This is a genomic window from Streptomyces sp. NPDC086077, assembly GCF_040686175.1.
Classification (GTDB): Bacteria; Actinomycetota; Actinomycetes; order Streptomycetales; family Streptomycetaceae; genus Streptomyces.
Window position 1 is genome coordinate 1 of the sequence record NZ_JBFBJT010000146.1, and the last position, 17,517, is coordinate 17,517.

Here is a 17,517-nt window from a genome sequence, read left to right on the forward strand (position 1 = left end):
CGTCTACCTCCTCCTGACCCACCCCGAGCTGATGAAGCGCCTCGAGAGCCGGCCGGAGGACCTGACGAACGTCCTGAACGAGCTGCTCCGCGTCATCCCCTTCCGCAAGGGCGTCGGCATTCCCCGGGTGGCGTTGGAGGACGTGGAGATGGAGGGGGTGCAGATCCGCGAGGGCGACTTCGTCCATGTGTCGTACCTGACGGCGAACCGCGACCCCGAGCGCTACCCGAACCCGGACCTCATCGACCCGGACCGGCCTTACCAGCCGCACATGACCTTCGGCTGGGGCGGACACCGGTGCATCGGCGTGCCGCTGGCCATGGCGGAGCTCGAAGTGGCCATCGGGCGGCTGCTGGAACGGTTCCCGGGGTTGCGGCTGGCCGTGTCGCCGGAGGAGGTTCGCTGGGACAAGGGCACGATCCGGCGCTTCCCGATCGAGTTGCCTGTCACTTGGTAGGTGACAGGCTGACGGCCGAGGCATCGGGCCCGGCTCACGTCACCGTGCCTCGGAGTCCGGTCACCGGCTGATCAGCGGCAGCGCGGGGAAGGCGTGGCTGTCCCAGATCAGGCGTGACGATTCCTCCGGGTAGACGGTGACGGCCTGGCAGGTCAGCCAGTCGTCGCCCGCCGTCTCACGGGACAGCGCGTCCATGCCGAACACCCTGGCCTGCGGGGGAGGCGGACCGTAGGAGACGGTCTCGCGCACCCCGCTCCAGCCCCGGACGGGGCGCGGCGCGGCGAACCGCAGCGAGCCGACCGGGGGTTCGGCGAAGGGGATGCCGCGAAAGACCGTCACCCCCGCCTCGCGACGGCCCCGCAGCTTTCCGGCCACCGTACGGACCTCGGGCCCGGACCCGGACGGCTCGGACTCGGCGTCCTCCTGGGCAGGGCGGATGATCCGGGGAACCGGATTTCGGCGTGGGCGGCCCTCTGCGCCCGGTGCGCCGGCTGTCAGGCCGGCGTGCGCGGGTCCAGGAGCTGCCCGGTCGCCGGGGGGCTGGTGGGGACGAAGACCGGCGCGTCCTGCTGGTAGAAGATGTCGATGTCCGCCTCCTCACCGCCGACGATCAGCGTGTCCCACGCACCGCTCTCCTGGAGCGTCCGCAGGGTCGCGGGGGCCAGCGCGGAGAGGTGGGCCCGCAGTTCCTCGTCGTCGGGCAGGCCCGGCAGGCGCGTCGCGAGACGGTCGCGGATCGCCCGCATGCGGTCGAGGAGGACCTCCAGGTCCGGCCCCGCCGCTCCGGCGGACACGTCGGCCCCGGGGGCCCCGCCGGCCGCGGCAGCCGATCCGGCGACGCCGGCCGCCGGGCCCGACGTACCGTCCATGCTGCTGTCGATGATGTCCTTGATCGCTCGGGTGACGCCCCGCTCGTCCGTCGTGACCATCGCGTTCCACGCGCGGCTCTTGTGACGGTACTGAAGCATCGACATCGCCGCCTCGTGGCGGATGAAGTCCGCGTCGCGCAGCGGGCGGCCCTGCCAGACCCGGCTGAGGGAGCGGGCCAGCGAGACGGCCGAGGCGAGACCGCTGTTGAGGCCGCGGCCGGGCCAGAAGTGGATGGCGTTGGCCGCGTCGCCCAGCAGGAAGCCGTACGTTCCGGGGCGGTCTGCGGTCGGGCGGGTGAGCTGGGCGGTGAACCGCGGGCGCTGCACCATGTCCAGCCGGAACGACGTGACCGCGCTGAGGTCGTCCTCGGCGACGCCGAACAGCCGCAGCCCCTCCTGGATCCGCTTCCACAGCGGCGAGCTGCGCAGCAGCGCGGGCAGGAACAGCGTGCCGTGGGTCGGGCAGACGAACTCGTTGTCCTCCTGGCGGCTCATCACGCACGGCCGGGCCGCGATGCACTCCTCGAAGACCTGCCGCACCGGATCGATGCCGATGACGTTGCGCGCCTCCTCGCGCGTCAGCCGCATGTTCAGGAAGCCCTCGCCGCGCAGCGAGTTGAGCAGGAACCGGTTCTGCGCCACCGTCAGCAGGACGCTCATCGGGTCCGAGAGCCGGGACTTGACCCGCAGCCCCAGCACGACGTCCTGGAGGTGCTCCCCGTCGAGGGAGTAGATGGAGGCGTCGGCCGCCCCGAAGCGGTCCGCGAAGTGCTCGCGGGTACGCGACCGGCCGCCCTCGCAGATCACCAGCACGTGGTCGTGGGCGATGAGGTGTTCGTGCTCCTCCGGGTCGAACCGCTTGGGCACCAGCCGGATCGCGGGCTTGCCGTTGGCCAGCTCCAGCAGCCGGTCCTCGACGTGGGCGATCCGGATGTTGCGGGGCGGCTGTCCGTTCACGGAGTCGGGCCCCAGCGGCCACATCTCGGAGAACTGGCCGTCCCCGAACAGCGCCGACCCCATCTCCTCGGTCAGCGCGAGGTACTGCCGGCTCTGGACGGTGACGACCTGCTGGCGGCGGACGTTGCCGTGGGTCTCGTCCTTCCAGACCACGTCGGTGCCGCTGCGGATCCACCGGCCGTCGTAGACGGTGACCAAAACCCGCCCCTGCAGCGCCTCCTCCAGCAGCAGGGCGAAGGCGAGGCCGACCGGGCCGCCGCCGGTCACCGTGACCCGCAGCACGCCCGGGTCCATGGCCGCGCCGGCGCGGGGCAGGGCGAGCTGGGAGAGGTCCATGACCGTCTCCAGGGCCTCCTGCGTCTCGAACAGGAACGTCTCGTCGCCGATGCGTATCGTGTCGCCGGGCGTCAGCTCGTGCCGGGTGACACGCTTGTCGTTGACGTACGTGCCGTTCCTGCTGTCGCGGTCGTGCAGCACGTACGCGTCGTTCTCCGTGACGATCTCGGCGTGCAGCCGGGAGGCGCTGACACTGACGATGATGACGTCGTTGTCACTCTTGCGTCCGAACGTCAGCGGAGCGTCGCCGAGGACCACGCTCTGACCGGCGAAAGGACCGGTGCGTCCCACGATGACCGACAACACGGAAACTCCTTAGGGAAAAGCCAGGTTGGTTGAAGTATGTGCGACAAGTCGCGGGGAGGGTCACTCGCCGCCGGGACGGCACGTCACCGAGAACGGGACCGAGTTGGACTTCGCGTCGAACGGCGACCGGATCTCCACCGCCATCGCGCTCTGCAGCGTCCCCTCCTGCGCGTACGTCGACAGGCGCACCGTCTCCTCCTGGGTGGTCGGCTCGCCCTCGCGGAACGTCAGCGTCCGCCACTGCCGGTCGACCACCGAGCCGTTCTCCGAGACCCACCGGTACGAGAACTGGACGGGAGGGCGGCTCGTGGTGAACGTCGCGGTGAACCAGGGCGCCTGGCCGTCGCCCGGCGGGCAACTCCCGTCGTAGGTGGTCGCGTTGCCCGCCACCGTCACCGACACGGGCTGCGAGGCGTTCCCCTGCCCGCCGTCCTCGTCCCCGTCGCCCATGAGCGCGTAGGTCAGGCCTCCGCCCAGCAGAACGAGCACGGCCGCTCCAGCCCCGATCAGGTACGTGGTACGGCGGTTGCGCCGCGGAGGGGCGGGCGCGGGACCGGCCCCGTGGCCGAAGCCCGGGCCGGCGGGCGCGATATCGGGCCCGAACCCCGCTCCGGAGAGAGGGGGACCGAACGACCGCAGCGGCGACGGTCCGGCCGGGGCGGGCGCCGCCGTGTCCTCCGGCACCGGCGCGGTGGCCGTCCCGCCGGGCGCGGGCGACGCGGCCGTGGGCTCCTCCGACGTGGGCTGCCGCGTGGTGGGCAGGCCCGTCGGGGGAGCGACGGCCGTCGTCCCGCTCGCGGTGAAGGCAGCCGCCGTGTCCTCGGCGGCCGTGGTCGGCACGGTTCGTCCGGTGGCGGACGCCACTGTCGGCAGCTCCTCCGCCGCCGTGACCGCCGCCGTCACCCCGGCCGTGACGGCGGCCGTGGCCGAGGTCGTGGCAATCGCCGTGGTCGTGGCGACGGTTCCGTCGGTGGCGGCGCCCGTGTCCGAAGGGACCGCCGGCTCCCCGGCGGCCAGGCGCAGTTCCCGCCCGGCCTGCTCGGCCGTCATCCGCTCCTCGGGGTCCTTGCGCATCAGGCCCTCGATGACCGACGTGAGCGGTCCCGCCCGGTGCGGCGGCGGCAGTTCGTCGTCCACGACGGCGCGCAGCGTCGCCAGTGCCGACGTCCGACGGAACGGTGAACGGCCCTGTACGGCGGTGTAGAGCAGCGCGCCCAGCGACCACAGATCGGAAGCGGTGCCCGGCGTCCGGCCCAACGCCCGCTCCGGCGCCAGGTACTCGGGGGAGCCGACGACCTCGCCGGTCATCGTCAGCGCCGTGTCGCCCTCCACGGTGGCTATCCCGAAGTCGGTCAGCACGACCCGGCCCTCGTCGCCGAGCAGGACGTTGGCCGGCTTCACGTCACGGTGCAGCACCCCCGCGCCGTGCGCCGCGCGCAGCGCCGCCAGCACCTCGACGCCGATGCGCGCGGCCTCCTTCGGCGGCAGGGCGCCCTCGGCGCCGATCACGTCGGCCAGCGACCGGCCACGGACGAGTTCCATCACGATCCACGGCCGGCCGTCGAAGGTGGCCACGTCGTAGACGGTCACCACACCACGGGCGTTGACCCGGGCCGCCGCCCACGCCTCCCGCTCCAGCCGGGTGTACATCCGAGCGGTGCGCTCCGCGGGGAGTTCGATCGAGGCACGCACCTCCTTGACCGCGACCTCGCGCTGCAGCACCTCGTCACGGGCGCGCCACACGGTGCCCATACCGCCCTCGCCGAGCACGGACAGCAGTCGGTACCGCCCGGCGACGAGCCGCTCGCCATCCGCGTCCGGCGAGGCCGCGTCCTGGTTGTGCATGGGGGTCAACTCCCTGTCTCTGCGAACTGCCAGGAACAGTATGATGAATCGCTAGACGATCACTAACTGATCATTTCAGAACGAGTTCGGTGCAGGGTGTGGCCGTGGTGTGTGTCCGGTTCGCCGTCGTCTCCGCGCCGCTCACAGGCGCCAGGGATCAGGGGCCCGGTCCTCGGGTTCCTGTGGACCGGGCCGCCCCTTGTCCGCCCACGCGGTGTCCAGGACCAGCTCCGCCATTCGGAACACCAGCTTGTGCCGGGGCTGGTCCGAGCGGCCGTAGAGGCAGACGTAGTACGCGCCGTCGCCGTAGCGGAAGACCTCGCGCCGCAGAGTCCGGCGGAGGGTGAACTCCGGCTCCCCGGTGGTCGCCGCGTCGTACAGAGCGGTCTCCGCCTCCTCCCTGGTGCCGTGGAATCTGGCGACCGTCCTGGTCGCGTACTCGGTGTCGAGAGTCTCCACCGTGATCACCCACAGAGCCATGAGCTTCCCCCCAAGTTGCACGCGATCACCGGCGTGCACATCGTCGTAGGGGAATCATCGACCGGGAGCCCGCCTCGACACCAGGTGTACGGCTCGGCGGTCGGGCTCCCTACTGCTGGGCCCGCTCCATGAGGGTCTGCAGGTACAGCCCCCGGTGGGCGTCCAGTTCGGCCGGGGTGCCGGTGCGCACGGCGGTGGCGAAATCGTGTCGGAGGACGGGCCAGCACTCCTCGTGGTCGATGCCCGCCGTGTCGTAGACCGCCTGCGTCCCGGAGCCGAAGAGTTCGACGCGGGTCAGGGCGCGCGGTACCTCGACCGCTCCGGACAGTGATGCCTGACTCACGGCGCCGTTCTCGTGTTCCATGGTCAGCTCGATCCAGCGGCGCGGGTCTCCGGTGCCCCGGATGTGCGTGATCGGGCCGATCGCGGCGTCGAGGAGGTCGATGAGGTGGGGGCCCAGATCGAGCAGGGCGCCGTGCTCCAGACGCCAGCCGGTGGCGAAGTCCCCGCCCAGGAAGGCGCCGTGGAGGTAGCAGGAGCGGGCGCCGGTCACGTCGAGCGCGCGGGCCGCTGCCACGAAGGCCCGGGTGGTGGGGTGATAGCGCTTGGTGAGGACGAGCTGGGAGATGACGCCGGCTTCGGCCACGGCGTCGGCGACCCGACGTGCCGACGCCAGGTCCGGGCCGAGGGGCTTCTCCAGCAGGACGGCCTTGCCCCGCTTGGCGGCCAGCGGGGCCAGTTCGGCCTGGACGGCGGGCGGGACCGCGAAGGCGACGGCCTCGCAGCGGTCGAGCAGGTCCTCGAAGTCGACGGCCACGTGCGCCCCGTAGGGCGCCGCGGTCTGCTGGGCGGCTTCGGGACGGCGGGCCCACACGGCGGCCAGCCGGGTCTCCGGTCCCGCGGCGAGCATCCGGGCGTGCATGGCGCGGGCCCAGGGGCCGGCGCCCACGAGGCCGACCTCGACGGGCCTGTGGGTCCAGGGGGTGGTTGTGCTGGTCACGACGTTCCTGTCTGTGGGGGACAGCTCGCGTGGTCGGCGAGCATCAGGTGGTTGAGGCGGGCGTCGGCGCGGGCCGGCGAGTAGAGCAGCTCGACGACCATGGCCGTGGCGCCGATCAGACCCGCGTGGTCGCCGAGGCGTGAGGTGACGATCTGCAGGTTGGCGGTGGTGCGGGGCATGGCGCGCTGGTACAGCAGCTCGCGGACGCCGGTCATGAAGGGGACGCCGGAGAGGTCCCCGGCCAGCATCAGCACCCCCGGGTTGAGCAGGGTGACGACGGTGACGAGGACCTCGCCGACACGCCGGCCGGCCTCCCGGGCGAGGCGGATGGCGTCCGGATGCCCCTCGGTGAGGAGGCGTTTGACGTCGTAGCCGGAGGTGGTGTCCATGCCGAGGGCGGACAGCTCCTTGGCCAGCGCCCGCCCGCTGGCGACGGCGGCCAGACAGCCGTAGGAACCACACATGCACAGGGCGTCGGGCCGGTCGTGCAGACGGATGTGGCCGATGTCGCCGGCGCCTCCGTCGACGCCCCGGTAGACGTCGTTGCCGATGACGACGCCCGCTCCGATGCCGGTCGACACCTTCACCAGTACGAAGGCGGAGCAGCCGGCGTGGTTGGCCTGGTGCTCGGCCAGTGCCATGAGGTTGGCGTCGTTGTCGACGAAGACCGGCACGGGGCCGTCCTCCATGCTGGGGCCCACATGGTCGGCGTACGCCTTCTGCATGCGTTCGCGGACGGGGTACCGGTCCCAGCCCGGCATGATCGGGGGTTCGATCACCTGGCCCGTCTCCCAGTCCACGGGACCGGGGACCGAGAGGCCGATGCCGGCGACGTGGACGGCTTCGACGCCGGCGGCGGCGATCAGTTCCGGGAGCCACCCGGCGAGTTGGTCCAGTACCTGGTCCGGGCCCGCGGTGATGTCCAGGGCCCCGGCGTGCTCGGCGAGGATCGTGCCGGCCAGGTCCAGCACGGCGATACGGGCGTGGCGGGTCTCCAGGTCGACGGCGATGACCGACGCGTGCGACGGATCGAAGACGATCCGGTGCGAGGGGCGGCCGCCGGTGGAGGTGCCGGTGGTGTGCCGCAGCCATCCGGCGCGGTTGAGGACGTCGAGGCGGTGGCCGATGGTGGAGCGGGACAGTCCGGTGACGCGTTGCAGGTCGGCGCGGGTACTGGCACGACCGCTGCGGATCAGTTGCAGCAGTTCGCCCGCGCTGACCTGGTTCGGCGTCATGGAATGTCCCCTCACGGTGTCAGCTCTTGTCGGCGCCGCTGGTCAGGCCCTCGGTGAGCAGGCGCTCGGCGGCGAAGAACAGAAGTACCACGGGGATCGTGAGTACCACTGATCCGGCCATCAGGACGGTCTTGGAGACCTCGATGCCGTTGGAGAGCTGGGCCAGTCCCAGGGGGACGGTCCACTTGCCGGGCTCGGCGGCCAGGAAGAGGAGCGCGAAGAGGAACTCGTTCCAGGCGATCATGAAGATGTACAGGCCGGTGGCCATAAGGGAGGGCAGGGCGAGCGGCAGGATCACCTTCCGGACGGTCTGCATCCGGCTGGCGCCGTCGAGGGCGGCAGCCTCCTCGATCGAGAGGGGGATGGTGACGAGGTAGTTGCGGAGCATGTAGATCGACACCGGCACGGTCTGGGCGACGTAGACGATGGCGAGGCCGAACAGGCTGGAGGACAGCCCCAGTTTGGCGAAGACGACGAACAGGGGAACGGCCAGCAGGGTCGCCGGGAACATGTAGACGGCCAGGAAGAGCGCGCTGACCTGGCGGTGGCCGAAGAACTTCAGCCGGCTCACGGCGTAGGCGCCCGGCACGGCGGCCAGCATGGTCAGCGCGACCGTACCGAGCGCGACCAGCGCGGAGTTGAGCAGGAACTTCAGGAAGCCCTGACCACCGGCGTCGGTGGAGCGCAGCACGTCCTGGTAGGTGGACAGGGTGAAGTCCTTTGCCGAGACCCACAGGGATCCCGGGTCGAGCAGCAGCGCGTCGATGGGCTTCAGCGACAGCAGCAGCATGTAGTAGAAGGGCACCACGGTGATCACCGCGAGAAACGCGATGACGACCCAGCGCAGAACTCCGAAGAGTCCTTCCTCGAACCGTGCCCGGGTCAGGGCGGCCTTGCGGGTCACGATTCCTCCTGGACCTTGTTGCCGAAGAACTTGAAGTAGAGGCCCAGCAGGATCATGAGGGCGACGGCCAGGACGAGCGCCTGGGCGGCCGCGGCACCCACGTCGTAGCGGGCGGTGAGGAAGTCGTAGACCCGGACGGCGGCCACGTCGGTGCCCGCGCCACCACCGGTCAGCAGGTAGACGTCGTCGAACTTGTTGAAGGTCAGGATGAACCGCAGCACACACAGAAGGGCGATGACCGGCATCAGCTGGGGCAGCAGGATGTGGCGGAAGCGCTGGCTGGGAGTGGCGCCGTCCACCAGGGCGGCCTCCTCCAGACCGTCCGGGACCGCCTGGAGCCGGGCGAGGATGAACAGGAACGCGAAGGGGAAGTAGCGCCAGCACTCGAAGGCGATGACGGTCAGCAGCGCCAGCGGAATGTCGAAGTGCAGGCCGAGCAGGTGCACTTCGTACTCGCGGGTCGACAGGAAGGCGATGGGGTCGTCCCAGCCGAACAGGCGCCGGCCCCAGTCGTTCACCACGCCGTACTGGGGGCTGAGCGCGACCTCCCAGACGAACGCCACGGCCACCACGGGGGCGACGTACGGCAGCAGCATCGCGGCGCGCAGCATGCCGCGGCCGCGGAAGGGCTTGCGCAGCGCGAGCGCGGCGACGAGTCCGAGGGTGACGGAGCCGAACGTGGACCCCGCGGTGTAGAGGAGCGTGGTGGTCAGGCTGGACCAGAAGCCGGCCGAGTCGAAGACCTGGTCGAAGTTGTCCAGGGACCAGTCGCCGAGGAGGCCCATGCCCTGGATGTCGACGAGTTTGGCGTCCTGGAACGCCAGCAGCACGGTCCACAGGATGGGCAGGATGACCACCACGAGGACCACGAAGAAGGTGGGTGAGACGAACGCGAGTCCCGCGCGGTTCTCGCGACGGCTGGCGGTCATCGGCCGGCGGCCCGGGGGTGCCGGCCGCTCGGCCGGCTCGGGGCTGGTGTCCCGGCGCTGCGGCGCGCCGGCTGGAGCTGTAGTCATGAGGGGACCTTCGTGACGTGCAGGCGGGCGGCTACTGCAGGGACTTCTTGAGGGCGGCGACCTCGTCGCCGGCTTCGCGTGCCGCCTCCGCGGGGGAGGACTGGCCGCTGGTCATGGCGCCGATGGCCTTGGGCACCGGCAGCTCACCGTTGGTGGCTCCGACGAGCGCGCCTTCGCCCTGGGTGATGCCCCAGCGGCGCATGTTGCTGACGCCGTCGGCGAGCTGGTTGAGCAGGCTCGCGGGGAAGACCTGGTCGAAGGGCTTCTTGGTGTCGACGCCGATCTCGCTGTGCCGCCACGCGTCGATGTAGCGCTCGGGCTCTGCGGCCGTGCCCTGGCGAACCGGGATCTTGCCCTCGGGCGCCATGCCGAACCACGACTCGTAGCCGCTGCCCATCATGTACTCGATGAACTCGCGGGAGGCGGCGGTCTCGGCGGTCTTGGTGGTCACCCACGAGGTGATCTCGCCGAACTGCGCGGGCTCGGTGGCGTCGGGGCCCTTCATCGCGGTGACGATGCCGCTGTTGGAGGCGAGGTACTCCGGGTCCTTGCGGCACTCGGGGCAGCTGGGCAGTGCGTCCTTGCGCAGGCCGGCGAGCTCGTCGAGCAGGAACGACGACCAGATGATCATCGAGGACCGGCCCGCGAAGTAGGTGGCCCGGGTCGAGTCCACGGTCTGGGTGCCGGGGGCGCCGTAGGTGCGCGCCAGCTCGTCGTACGTCTTGAAGGCGGTCTCGCACTGCGGGGACTCGAGGGCGACCTCCCGGTCGTCACCGACCAGCTGGCAGTCGTTGGCCAGGGCCACGCTCTCGAAGCTCTGCGAGGTGAAGACGTCACCGGGGTCGGTGGCGGCCGACATGCCGTCGTGGCCCTTGGTGCTGAGCGCCTTGCCCGCGTCGAGGGCCCGGGCGTAGGTGTCGGGGGCCGCCAGCTGCTTCTGGTCGAACTGGTCCTTGCGGTAGACCAGCAGCTGGAGCCAGGCGTCGGAGGGCACTCCGAGGCTGGTGTTCCCGTCGGAGGTCAGGTCCAGGGCGTTGGCGTTGAAGGTGTCGCGCCCCAGCTCGCCGATGATCTTCTTCGGGATGCTCGTGTTGAGCAGGCCGTTGGTGTACATCTGCCAGACCTGGCCCATCGGGGCCGCGCCGATGACGTCCGGCAGCGTGCCGGAGGCCGCCGCCGACATGATCAGCTGAGGCATCTGCCCCTCATCGACCCCGACGAGACGGACCTTGATGCCCGTCTCCTTCTCGAACCCGTCGATGATCTTCTCTTGCGCGGCGACGCGATCCGGCAGGTTCTCCTGGGACCAGACCGTTATCTCACGGTCGGGCTTTCCGGGCCCGGTGCTGCTGGAGCAGCCCGACAGCAGCCCGATCCCCAGGGCGGCTGTGATGCCCACCGCGATCGTCGTCGATCGCCGGCTCTTGGTGCGCATTGCGTGTCCTCGTTCCGACTTACGTCTACTGAGCACGCATCACAGCATCAGTTTTGCTTGTTGACAAGACATAAGTTGGGGTTATTGTCGACGCAACCGAAAAAACCGCAACCCTTCCGGAGCCCTCCGTGGAACGCGTCGTCCAATTCACCGGCCCCCGTCAGGTGGAGGTTGCCGAGCACGTCAGAGCCGATCTGCCGCCCGGACACCTCCGCGTCCGCACCCGCTACTCGGGCATCTCCGCCGGCACCGAGCTCACGGCCTACCGCGGCACGAACCCGTACCTGACGCGGACCTGGGACCCCGAGGCGCGGCTGTTCCGCGACGGCGCGGCCGGCATCGAGTACCCCGTGGCCGGCTGGGGCTACTCGGAGGTCGGCGAGGTCGTCGAGGTCTCCCCGGAGCTCGCGGGCACCCCGGGGCTGCCCGTGCCGGGCGACCTGGTGTGGGGCATATGGGGCCACCGCAGCGAGGGCGTGGTCCCCGCCGAGCGCATGATCGGCCACACCCTGCCCACCGGGCTCGAGCCGCTGGCCGGTGCCTTCGCCCGGGTCGGCGCCATCGCGTACAACGCCGTGCTGGCCGGAGACATCCACGTCGGCGAGGACGTCGCCGTGTTCGGGCAGGGCGTCATCGGCCTGCTCACCACCCGCCTCGCGCAGCTCAACGGCGCCCGCGTCACCGCGGTCGACGCACTCGACGGCCGCCTGGAGACCGCCAAGCGCTACGGCGCCCACCACACCCTCAACGCCCGCACCGGCGCCGTCGCCGAACGCATCCGTGAGGCCACCGCCGGAGTCGGCGCCGACCTCGCCATCGAGATCAGCGGCGTCTACCCCGCACTGCACGACGCCCTGCGTTCCGTGGCCGTCGGCGGCCGCGTCGTGGCGTCCGGCTTCTACCAGGGCGACGGCATCGGCCTGCGACTGGGTGACGAGTTCCACCACAACCGCGTTCAGCTCATCTGCTCCCAGATCGGCGGAGTGCCCCCGCAGCTGTCCGGCCGGTGGACGGTCGAGCGCCTGCAGCAGACCTTCCTGCGGCTGGTCGCCGAGGGACAGGTGGACGTCGCCGCCCTGGTGAGCCACGTGATCCCGGTCGCCGACGCCGCCGACGCGTACGTGCTGCTGGACGAGCGCCCCGCAGAGGCGCTGCAGGTCGTGCTGGAATTCTGAGAACTCTGAAAGGCCCCCTCATGCTCAAGACCGCCGTTCAGGAGCAACTCCTGCCCGGAGACACCCTGCAGGCCAAGTGGGACTTCGCCCAGCAGGCCGGTTACGACGCCATCGAACTGCGCGGCAAGGGCGACCTGGACTTCGCCGCCCGCCTCGACGAACTCCGGCAAGCCCGGAAGGACGGCGTGGTCATGCCGACGGTCTGCGTCGACATGCTGCACTTCCTCGGCGCCTTCGACGACGGGCTGCGCCGCGACGCGATCGCCCAGATGAAGTCCCAGCTCACCGTGATCGCCGAGATCGGCGGTCTGGGCGCCCAGACGCCGGCCTCCTACGGCATGTTCTCGCGGCGCCTGCCGCCCTTCGAGCCCCCGCGCTCCGAGGAGGAGGACCGCGAGGTCCTGCTGGCCGGGCTGACGGAGCTCGGCGAGCACGCCCGCAAGGAGGGCGTCGCCCTCTTCCTGGAGCCCCTCAACCGGTACGAGGACCACATGGTCAACCGGCTCGAACAGGCCGCCGACCTGATCCGCGCGACAGGCCTGGACTCCGTGAAGATCGGTATCGACAGCTACCACATGAACATCGAGGAGAGCGACCCCGCCGCCGCGATCCTCGCCCACGCCGACGTCATCGGCCACGCCCAGGTCTCCGACTCCAACCGCTTCCAGCCCGGCGCCGGACACCTCGACTGGCCCGCCTGGCTCGGCGCCCTGCACACCATCGGCTACGACGGCTACCTGGCCCTGGAGTGCCGTCTGACCGGCGACCCGGTCGACGCCGTCCGCTCCGTTCCCGCCTTCCTCAAGAGGTCCGGCGCGTGAACTCCCTCCTGGACCGGCCCGTGCCCACCGCTGCCGCATCCCTGACATTGCGGCGCGGTGCGGCGCGGGTCCTCATCGACAACTGGACCGGCACCTCCACCGTTCCCTCCCGCACCCTCTACCCCCACCAGTGGAGCTGGGACTCCGCCTTCATCGCCATCGGCCTGCGGCACCTGTCGGTGCGCCGCGCGCAGCAGGAGCTGGAGTCCCTGCTGGCCGGGCAGTGGGCCGACGGGCGCATACCCCACATCCTGTTCAACCCCGCCCTGCCGCACGACGCCTACTTCCCGAGCCCCGACTTCTGGCGGTCCTCGCAGGCCGGCCGCGCGGCCGGCGCCCCGTCGGCTCCCGAGACCTCCGGCATCGTCCAGCCGCCGGTGCACGCCCTTGCGGCGTGGCTCGTGCACCAGGCCGACGCGGGCGAATCGCGGCGCCGGGGCTTCCTGGCCCGCGTCTACCCCCGGCTCGCGGCCTGGCACGACTACCTCCTCACCCGCCGCGACCTCGGCGGCGGAGGCCTGGCGGCCGTCGTCCACCCGTGGGAACCCGGCATGGACAACAGCCCGTGCTGGGACCTTCCCCTGCGACGCGTCACGCCCACCCCGCCAGACACCTTCCAGCGCGCGGACCTTGACCACGGCCACCCCGCCGACCGTCCCACCGACCTGGACTACGGCCGTTACGTCCGCCTCGCGACCGACTACCGCGAAGCGGGCTACGACGACCGCGAGGCCCGGCACGGCTTCGCCGTGGAGGACCCGAGCTTCAACGCCCTGCTGATCGTCAGCGAGTTGGCGCTGGCCTCCATGGCCGAGGACCTGGGCGCGACCGGGGAGCCCCACACCGCGCGTGCGGAGGCGCTGACCCGGCGACTGGTGGACCGGCTCTGGGACGCCGACGCCGGCCTGTTCCGCGTGCGCGACCTGGGCAGCGACACCCTGATCGACGAGCGGAGCGTCAGCGGCCTGATCCCGCTCGTCGTCCCGCACCTGCCGGCCGGCGTGGTGGCCCGCCTGCGCGAGACGCTCGACGGCCCGCACTTCACGGCACCGGCCACACAGCTGGTCCCCAGCTACGACCTGACCGGCCACGCCTTCGCCCCCACGCGCTACTGGCGCGGCCCGGCCTGGTTCAACACGGCCTGGCTGATCCAGCGCGGGCTGCGCGCCCACGGCCACCACGTGGAGGCCGAACGCCTCCGGCAGGGCTTCCTCGCCGAGGCGGGGGAGTCGGAGTTCGCCGAGTACGTCGACCCCACCACCGGCGCCGCGCGCGGGACCCGCCACTTCTCCTGGACCGCCGCCCTCACCCTCGACCTGCTGTGCGCCGACCCCGAGGAGAGCACCCCATGACCGCGGCCGACACCCGCGTCCAGCTGGTCCGCGACGCCACCTTCGCCCGCCTCGACACCGAGGGCGGCATCACCGGCACCCGCGGCAGCGCACCCGACGGGGTGTTCCTGCGTGACGCCCGTCACCTCAGCCGCTGGCAGCTCACCGTCGACGGCAGCGGCCCCACGGCCCTGGTGCCGGCCACGGCGGAGACGGACGACACCGCCACCGCCGTCCTGACACCCAAGGGCACGCGCGACAACCCGCCCGCCTACACCGTCTTCCGTCGGCAGACCGTCAGCGCGGGAACGCTGACGGAACACCTGCGCCTGGTGAGCAACCGCCCCGAGCCGGTGACCGCCCGCGTCGACCTCACCGTCGACGCCGACTTCGCCGACCTGTTCGAACTGCGCGCCGACGACCGCCACTACCCGAAGCCCGGCGCCCGGTACGAGACACAAGGCACCGACGAGGGACTGCGCTTCGACTACCGGCGAGGCGACTGGCACGCCCGGACCACCGTCACGAGCAGCCCGGCCCCCGACGCCACGCAGCCCGCGCCGACAGCTCCGGACTCCACCGCGCACACCCTGACCTGGCACCTGGAGCTGGACGGCCACGGACAGGCCGACCTCCACCTGACCGTCCGAGCCCAGCCGCACGGCCCGGCGGTCCACGCCCCGGCCGTGCCGCACCCGCACCCGCGGGCCGCGACAGCGACGGACGACTTCACCCGCACCTGCGAACGCGGCCTGGCCGACGTGGACCTGCTGACCATCCCGGTCACCGGCGTCGACGGCGAGGAGGTCTACGCGCCCGCCGCCGGCATCCCGTGGTTCCTCACCCTGTTCGGCCGCGACTCCCTGCTGACGTCGTACTTCCTGCTGCCCTACCGGCCGGAGACGGCCGCCGCCACCCTGAGCGCGCTCGCCGCGACCCAGGGACAGGACTACGACACCTTCAGCGGCGAGCAGCCCGGACGGATCGTCCACGAGACCCGCCACGGCGAACTCGCCCACTTCCGCCAGATCCCCTACGGCCGCTACTACGGCGCCGTCGACGCCACCCCGCTGTTCCTGATCCTCCTCCAGGCCCACCACGAGGAGACGGGCGACCGCTCCCTGGCCGTCCGCCTGGAGCGGCACGCCCGGCGGGCCGTCGACTGGATGCTCACCGACGGCGGCCTGGAGAAGCACGGCTACCTCGTCTACACCCCCGACCCGGGTGGCCTCGTCAACCAGAACTGGAAGGACTCCGCGGGCGCCATCTGCTTCACCGACGGAACCCAGGCCGAGGGCCCGATCGCGGTCTCGGAGGCCCAGGGCTATGCCTACGACGCACTCGTGCGCACCGCGGAGCTCGCCCAGGACGTGTGGCGGGACGAGGCGTACGCGCACCGCCTGCGTGAGGCCGCCGCCCGGCTGCGCGGCCGCTTCGTGACGGACTTCTGGATGCCGGGGGCCGACTTCCCGGCCCTCGCCCTGGACGGGCAGGGCCGCCAGGTCGACGCCCTCGCGTCGGACGCGGGACACCTGCTGTGGTCCGGCATCCTCGACACCGAACACGCCCACCGCGTGGGCAGGCGCCTGCTCGAACCGGACTTCTTCTCGGGCTGGGCCATCCGCACCCTGGCCGCCGGCCAGCAGCCGTACCACCCGCTGTCCTACCACCGCGGCAGCGCCTGGCCGCACGACAACGCGGTCATCGCCCTCGGCCTCGCCCGCTACGGGCTCACCGACGAGGTCGCCACCGTCGCCGAGGGCCTCATCACGGCGGCGGCCCGGCACGGCTACCGCCTGCCCGAGGTCATCGCCGGCTACGCCCGCTCCGGGACCGCGGGCCCCGTTCCATATCCCCACGCCTGCTCCCCGCAGGCATGGGCGGCCGCGACCCCGCTCGCGCTGCGGACGGCGCTGCAGCAGACGTGAACCCACGGAAGTGGCTGCCGTGCGGGCCGGCCGCCGCGACCTCCTCGCCTGGACGAGGTCGTGGCGGCCGGCCCGCTCAGGGGCGGCGCCGGGTCAGCACTCGCCGCACGTGAAGCGACCGCCGCCGAGCAGTCCCTGGGGCCGCCCGGCGGATCAGCAGACCGGCACCCCGGGGATCTGGTTCTCCGGAACGCTGAGGTAGATGTTGGTCATGTAGCCGCCGTACTGCGGCAGATATGCCCACCAGTCGTTGACGTAGGGCGGCGCGCTGACCTGCTGGCCGCGCTTCTGGCAGCCGACCAGGACCTCGACGCCGGCCGGCAGCGTCGTGAGCGCGCCGGAGGTGGTCGTCGTCTGGGCGCGGACCCGGACCCCGGAGCCCCAGGTGCCGACCCAGGTACCGGCCGGGCGGGAGGCGCCGGGAACGTTCAGCGAACGGGTCAGGCGCCCCACGTCCGTGTAGGCCTTGCCGTAGGACGTCCCGGTCGGGTGCAGGGTGTAGACGACCACGATGGAACGGTCACCCGCGCCCACCACACCCGTCGTGTGCAGCGCCGGACGCGCGAGGTCGACGGCGTCGGCACCCGCCGGCGACCGGGTGCCCGAGCCGGCTTTGGTACCGGCCTGCGGCTCCTTCGCGACCGTCCCGGCCGGCTCCTTCGCCGCCGCCGCGGCCGGTGCCGTGCACCCGCCGGAGCTGAAGCCCGACCAGCCCTGCTTGACGGCCCAGGGCCGGTTGAAGGAGCCGGCGATGCCGAAGTGCTGGTCGTAGCCGTCGGTGGCGCAGCGGGTGGACTGCCGCAGGTTGCCCAGCATGTAGTCGCGCACCGCCGCCGGAGCGGAGTCCAGCAGGTAGCGGTAGATTTTCACGGTGTCGCGGGCCGAGAGGGCCGTGTAGCCCCAGAAGCCGGGGTGGGTGGACGGCGGCCGGGCGGTGTCCGTCAGGCCGAGTCGCGGGATCATCCGGTCGATGATCGCGCCCCCGCCGTTGTTCGCCCAGAACGTGCTCGCCGCCGCGTCGTCGCTGCCGCGCAGCATGCTGTCGACACGGGACCGGTCGGCGGCCGGCAGGGAGTCGGGGGTGCGGTTCCAGAGGACGTCCAGGGCTATCAGCAGCTTCACCACGGACGCCGACCGGAACTGCCCGGCGGTGTTGAGTTGCTCGGTGAACGCACCGGTCTGGCGGTCGAAGACGGCGACGCCCGCCGTCACCCCGGCCGGCACGTAGACCTGGACCGCCGGAGGCGGCGCGGGGACCTCGGCGGAGGCGGCGGTCGCGGTGGTGCCCACGAGCGCCGCGAGGGCGGCGGCACACACGCCGGCATGCACCACACGACGACGGGCGGACCGGGCGAAGCGCCCGCCACGTTCACTGTTCAGAGTCTTCATGGCCATCCTCGGATCGGGTGGTGGTGCGTCGCT

Annotated in this window: 14 protein-coding genes and 1 pseudogene; 5 read left to right on the plus strand and 10 right to left on the minus strand. The window is 71.7% G+C overall.

All coding sequences use genetic code 11. The annotated features are described in order from the left end of the window. The coding region (locus AB0O67_RS30330; protein WP_365456869.1) for a cytochrome P450 at positions 1-457 on the plus strand (457 nt) is incomplete at its 5' end. Positions 458-607: 150 nt separating this feature from the next. Here AB0O67_RS30330 and AB0O67_RS30335 read toward each other — a convergent pair. The 9 genes and pseudogenes from AB0O67_RS30335 to AB0O67_RS30375 all read right to left on the minus strand — a co-directional run. Then, positions 608-895 (minus strand): annotated as a pseudogene (locus AB0O67_RS30335) (carboxylesterase family protein); the annotation flags it as partial. Positions 896-951: 56 nt separating this feature from the next. Beyond that, positions 952-2,925 carry an FHA domain-containing protein gene (locus tag AB0O67_RS30340; protein ID WP_365456872.1) on the minus strand — a complete coding sequence of 658 codons (1,974 nt, stop codon included), beginning with the start codon at positions 2,923-2,925 and terminating at the stop codon, positions 952-954. Between the two features lie 60 nt (positions 2,926-2,985). Next, positions 2,986-4,770, minus strand: coding sequence for a serine/threonine-protein kinase (locus AB0O67_RS30345; protein ID WP_365456875.1), 1,785 nt, complete (start codon positions 4,768-4,770; stop codon positions 2,986-2,988). 141 nt (positions 4,771-4,911) lie between these two features. Then, positions 4,912-5,250 carry a hypothetical protein gene (locus tag AB0O67_RS30350; protein WP_365456878.1) on the minus strand — a complete coding sequence of 113 codons (339 nt, stop codon included), beginning with the start codon at positions 5,248-5,250 and terminating at the stop codon, positions 4,912-4,914. Positions 5,251-5,359: 109 nt separating this feature from the next. After that, the gene (locus AB0O67_RS30355; RefSeq protein ID WP_365456881.1) at positions 5,360-6,250 is read right to left on the minus strand and encodes a Gfo/Idh/MocA family oxidoreductase; all 891 of its coding nucleotides are present in this window, start codon (positions 6,248-6,250) and stop codon (positions 5,360-5,362) included. After that, positions 6,247-7,485, minus strand: a complete 1,239-nt coding sequence (locus AB0O67_RS30360) for an ROK family transcriptional regulator (RefSeq protein ID WP_365456884.1) — start codon at positions 7,483-7,485, stop codon at positions 6,247-6,249. The genes AB0O67_RS30355 and AB0O67_RS30360 overlap by 4 nt, the downstream gene beginning before the upstream one ends. A gap of 19 nt (positions 7,486-7,504) precedes the next feature. Then, the gene (locus AB0O67_RS30365; protein WP_365456887.1) at positions 7,505-8,389 is read right to left on the minus strand and encodes a carbohydrate ABC transporter permease; all 885 of its coding nucleotides are present in this window, start codon (positions 8,387-8,389) and stop codon (positions 7,505-7,507) included. Further along, positions 8,386-9,405, minus strand: coding sequence for a sugar ABC transporter permease (locus AB0O67_RS30370; protein WP_365456890.1), 1,020 nt, complete (start codon positions 9,403-9,405; stop codon positions 8,386-8,388). Before AB0O67_RS30370 ends, AB0O67_RS30365 begins: the two co-directional genes overlap by 4 nt. Positions 9,406-9,436: 31 nt before the next feature. Next, a complete protein-coding gene (locus AB0O67_RS30375) occupies positions 9,437-10,840 on the minus strand; it encodes an extracellular solute-binding protein (protein ID WP_365456893.1) in 1,404 nt (467 codons plus the stop codon). A gap of 128 nt (positions 10,841-10,968) precedes the next feature. On the opposite strand from AB0O67_RS30375, the gene AB0O67_RS30380 reads away from it, so the two are divergent. Genes AB0O67_RS30380 through AB0O67_RS30395 form a run of 4 tightly spaced genes read left to right on the plus strand, consistent with a single transcriptional unit; the run spans position 10,969 to position 16,095 of the window. Further along, positions 10,969-12,015, plus strand: a complete 1,047-nt coding sequence (locus AB0O67_RS30380) for a zinc-binding alcohol dehydrogenase (RefSeq protein ID WP_365456896.1) — start codon at positions 10,969-10,971, stop codon at positions 12,013-12,015. A gap of 20 nt (positions 12,016-12,035) precedes the next feature. Further along, positions 12,036-12,836, plus strand: a complete 801-nt coding sequence (locus AB0O67_RS30385) for a sugar phosphate isomerase/epimerase family protein (RefSeq protein WP_365456899.1) — start codon at positions 12,036-12,038, stop codon at positions 12,834-12,836. Next, positions 12,833-14,188 (plus strand): trehalase family glycosidase, encoded by a 1,356-nt coding sequence (locus AB0O67_RS30390; RefSeq protein WP_365456902.1) that lies wholly within the window; start codon positions 12,833-12,835, stop codon positions 14,186-14,188. The genes AB0O67_RS30385 and AB0O67_RS30390 overlap by 4 nt, the downstream gene beginning before the upstream one ends. Then, positions 14,185-16,095 carry a glycogen debranching N-terminal domain-containing protein gene (locus AB0O67_RS30395; RefSeq protein ID WP_365456905.1) on the plus strand — a complete coding sequence of 637 codons (1,911 nt, stop codon included), beginning with the start codon at positions 14,185-14,187 and terminating at the stop codon, positions 16,093-16,095. Before AB0O67_RS30390 ends, AB0O67_RS30395 begins: the two co-directional genes overlap by 4 nt. Before the next feature lie 153 nt (positions 16,096-16,248). Here the strand turns inward: AB0O67_RS30395 and AB0O67_RS30400 are convergent, their stop codons facing one another. Further along, entirely contained in the window at positions 16,249-17,490 is a 1,242-nt protein-coding gene (locus AB0O67_RS30400; RefSeq protein ID WP_365456908.1) for a hypothetical protein, read from the minus strand. Positions 17,491-17,517: the final 27 nt, after the last annotated feature.

What these genes read in the sequence shown, in the direction of transcription:
- AB0O67_RS30345 (WP_365456875.1), bottom strand. Translation starts at nt 4,770, where the DNA reads ATGCACAACCAGGACGCGGCCTCGCCGGACGCGGATGGCGAGCGGCTC.
- AB0O67_RS30350 (WP_365456878.1), bottom strand. Translation starts at nt 5,250, where the DNA reads ATGGCTCTGTGGGTGATCACGGTGGAGACTCTCGACACCGAGTACGCG.
- AB0O67_RS30360 (WP_365456884.1), bottom strand. Translation starts at nt 7,485, where the DNA reads ATGACGCCGAACCAGGTCAGCGCGGGCGAACTGCTGCAACTGATCCGC.
- AB0O67_RS30370 (WP_365456890.1), bottom strand. Translation starts at nt 9,405, where the DNA reads ATGACTACAGCTCCAGCCGGCGCGCCGCAGCGCCGGGACACCAGCCCC.
- AB0O67_RS30375 (WP_365456893.1), bottom strand. Translation starts at nt 10,840, where the DNA reads ATGCGCACCAAGAGCCGGCGATCGACGACGATCGCGGTGGGCATCACA.
- AB0O67_RS30385 (WP_365456899.1), top strand. Translation starts at nt 12,036, where the DNA reads ATGCTCAAGACCGCCGTTCAGGAGCAACTCCTGCCCGGAGACACCCTG.
- AB0O67_RS30395 (WP_365456905.1), top strand. Translation starts at nt 14,185, where the DNA reads ATGACCGCGGCCGACACCCGCGTCCAGCTGGTCCGCGACGCCACCTTC.
- AB0O67_RS30400 (WP_365456908.1), bottom strand. Translation starts at nt 17,490, where the DNA reads ATGGCCATGAAGACTCTGAACAGTGAACGTGGCGGGCGCTTCGCCCGG.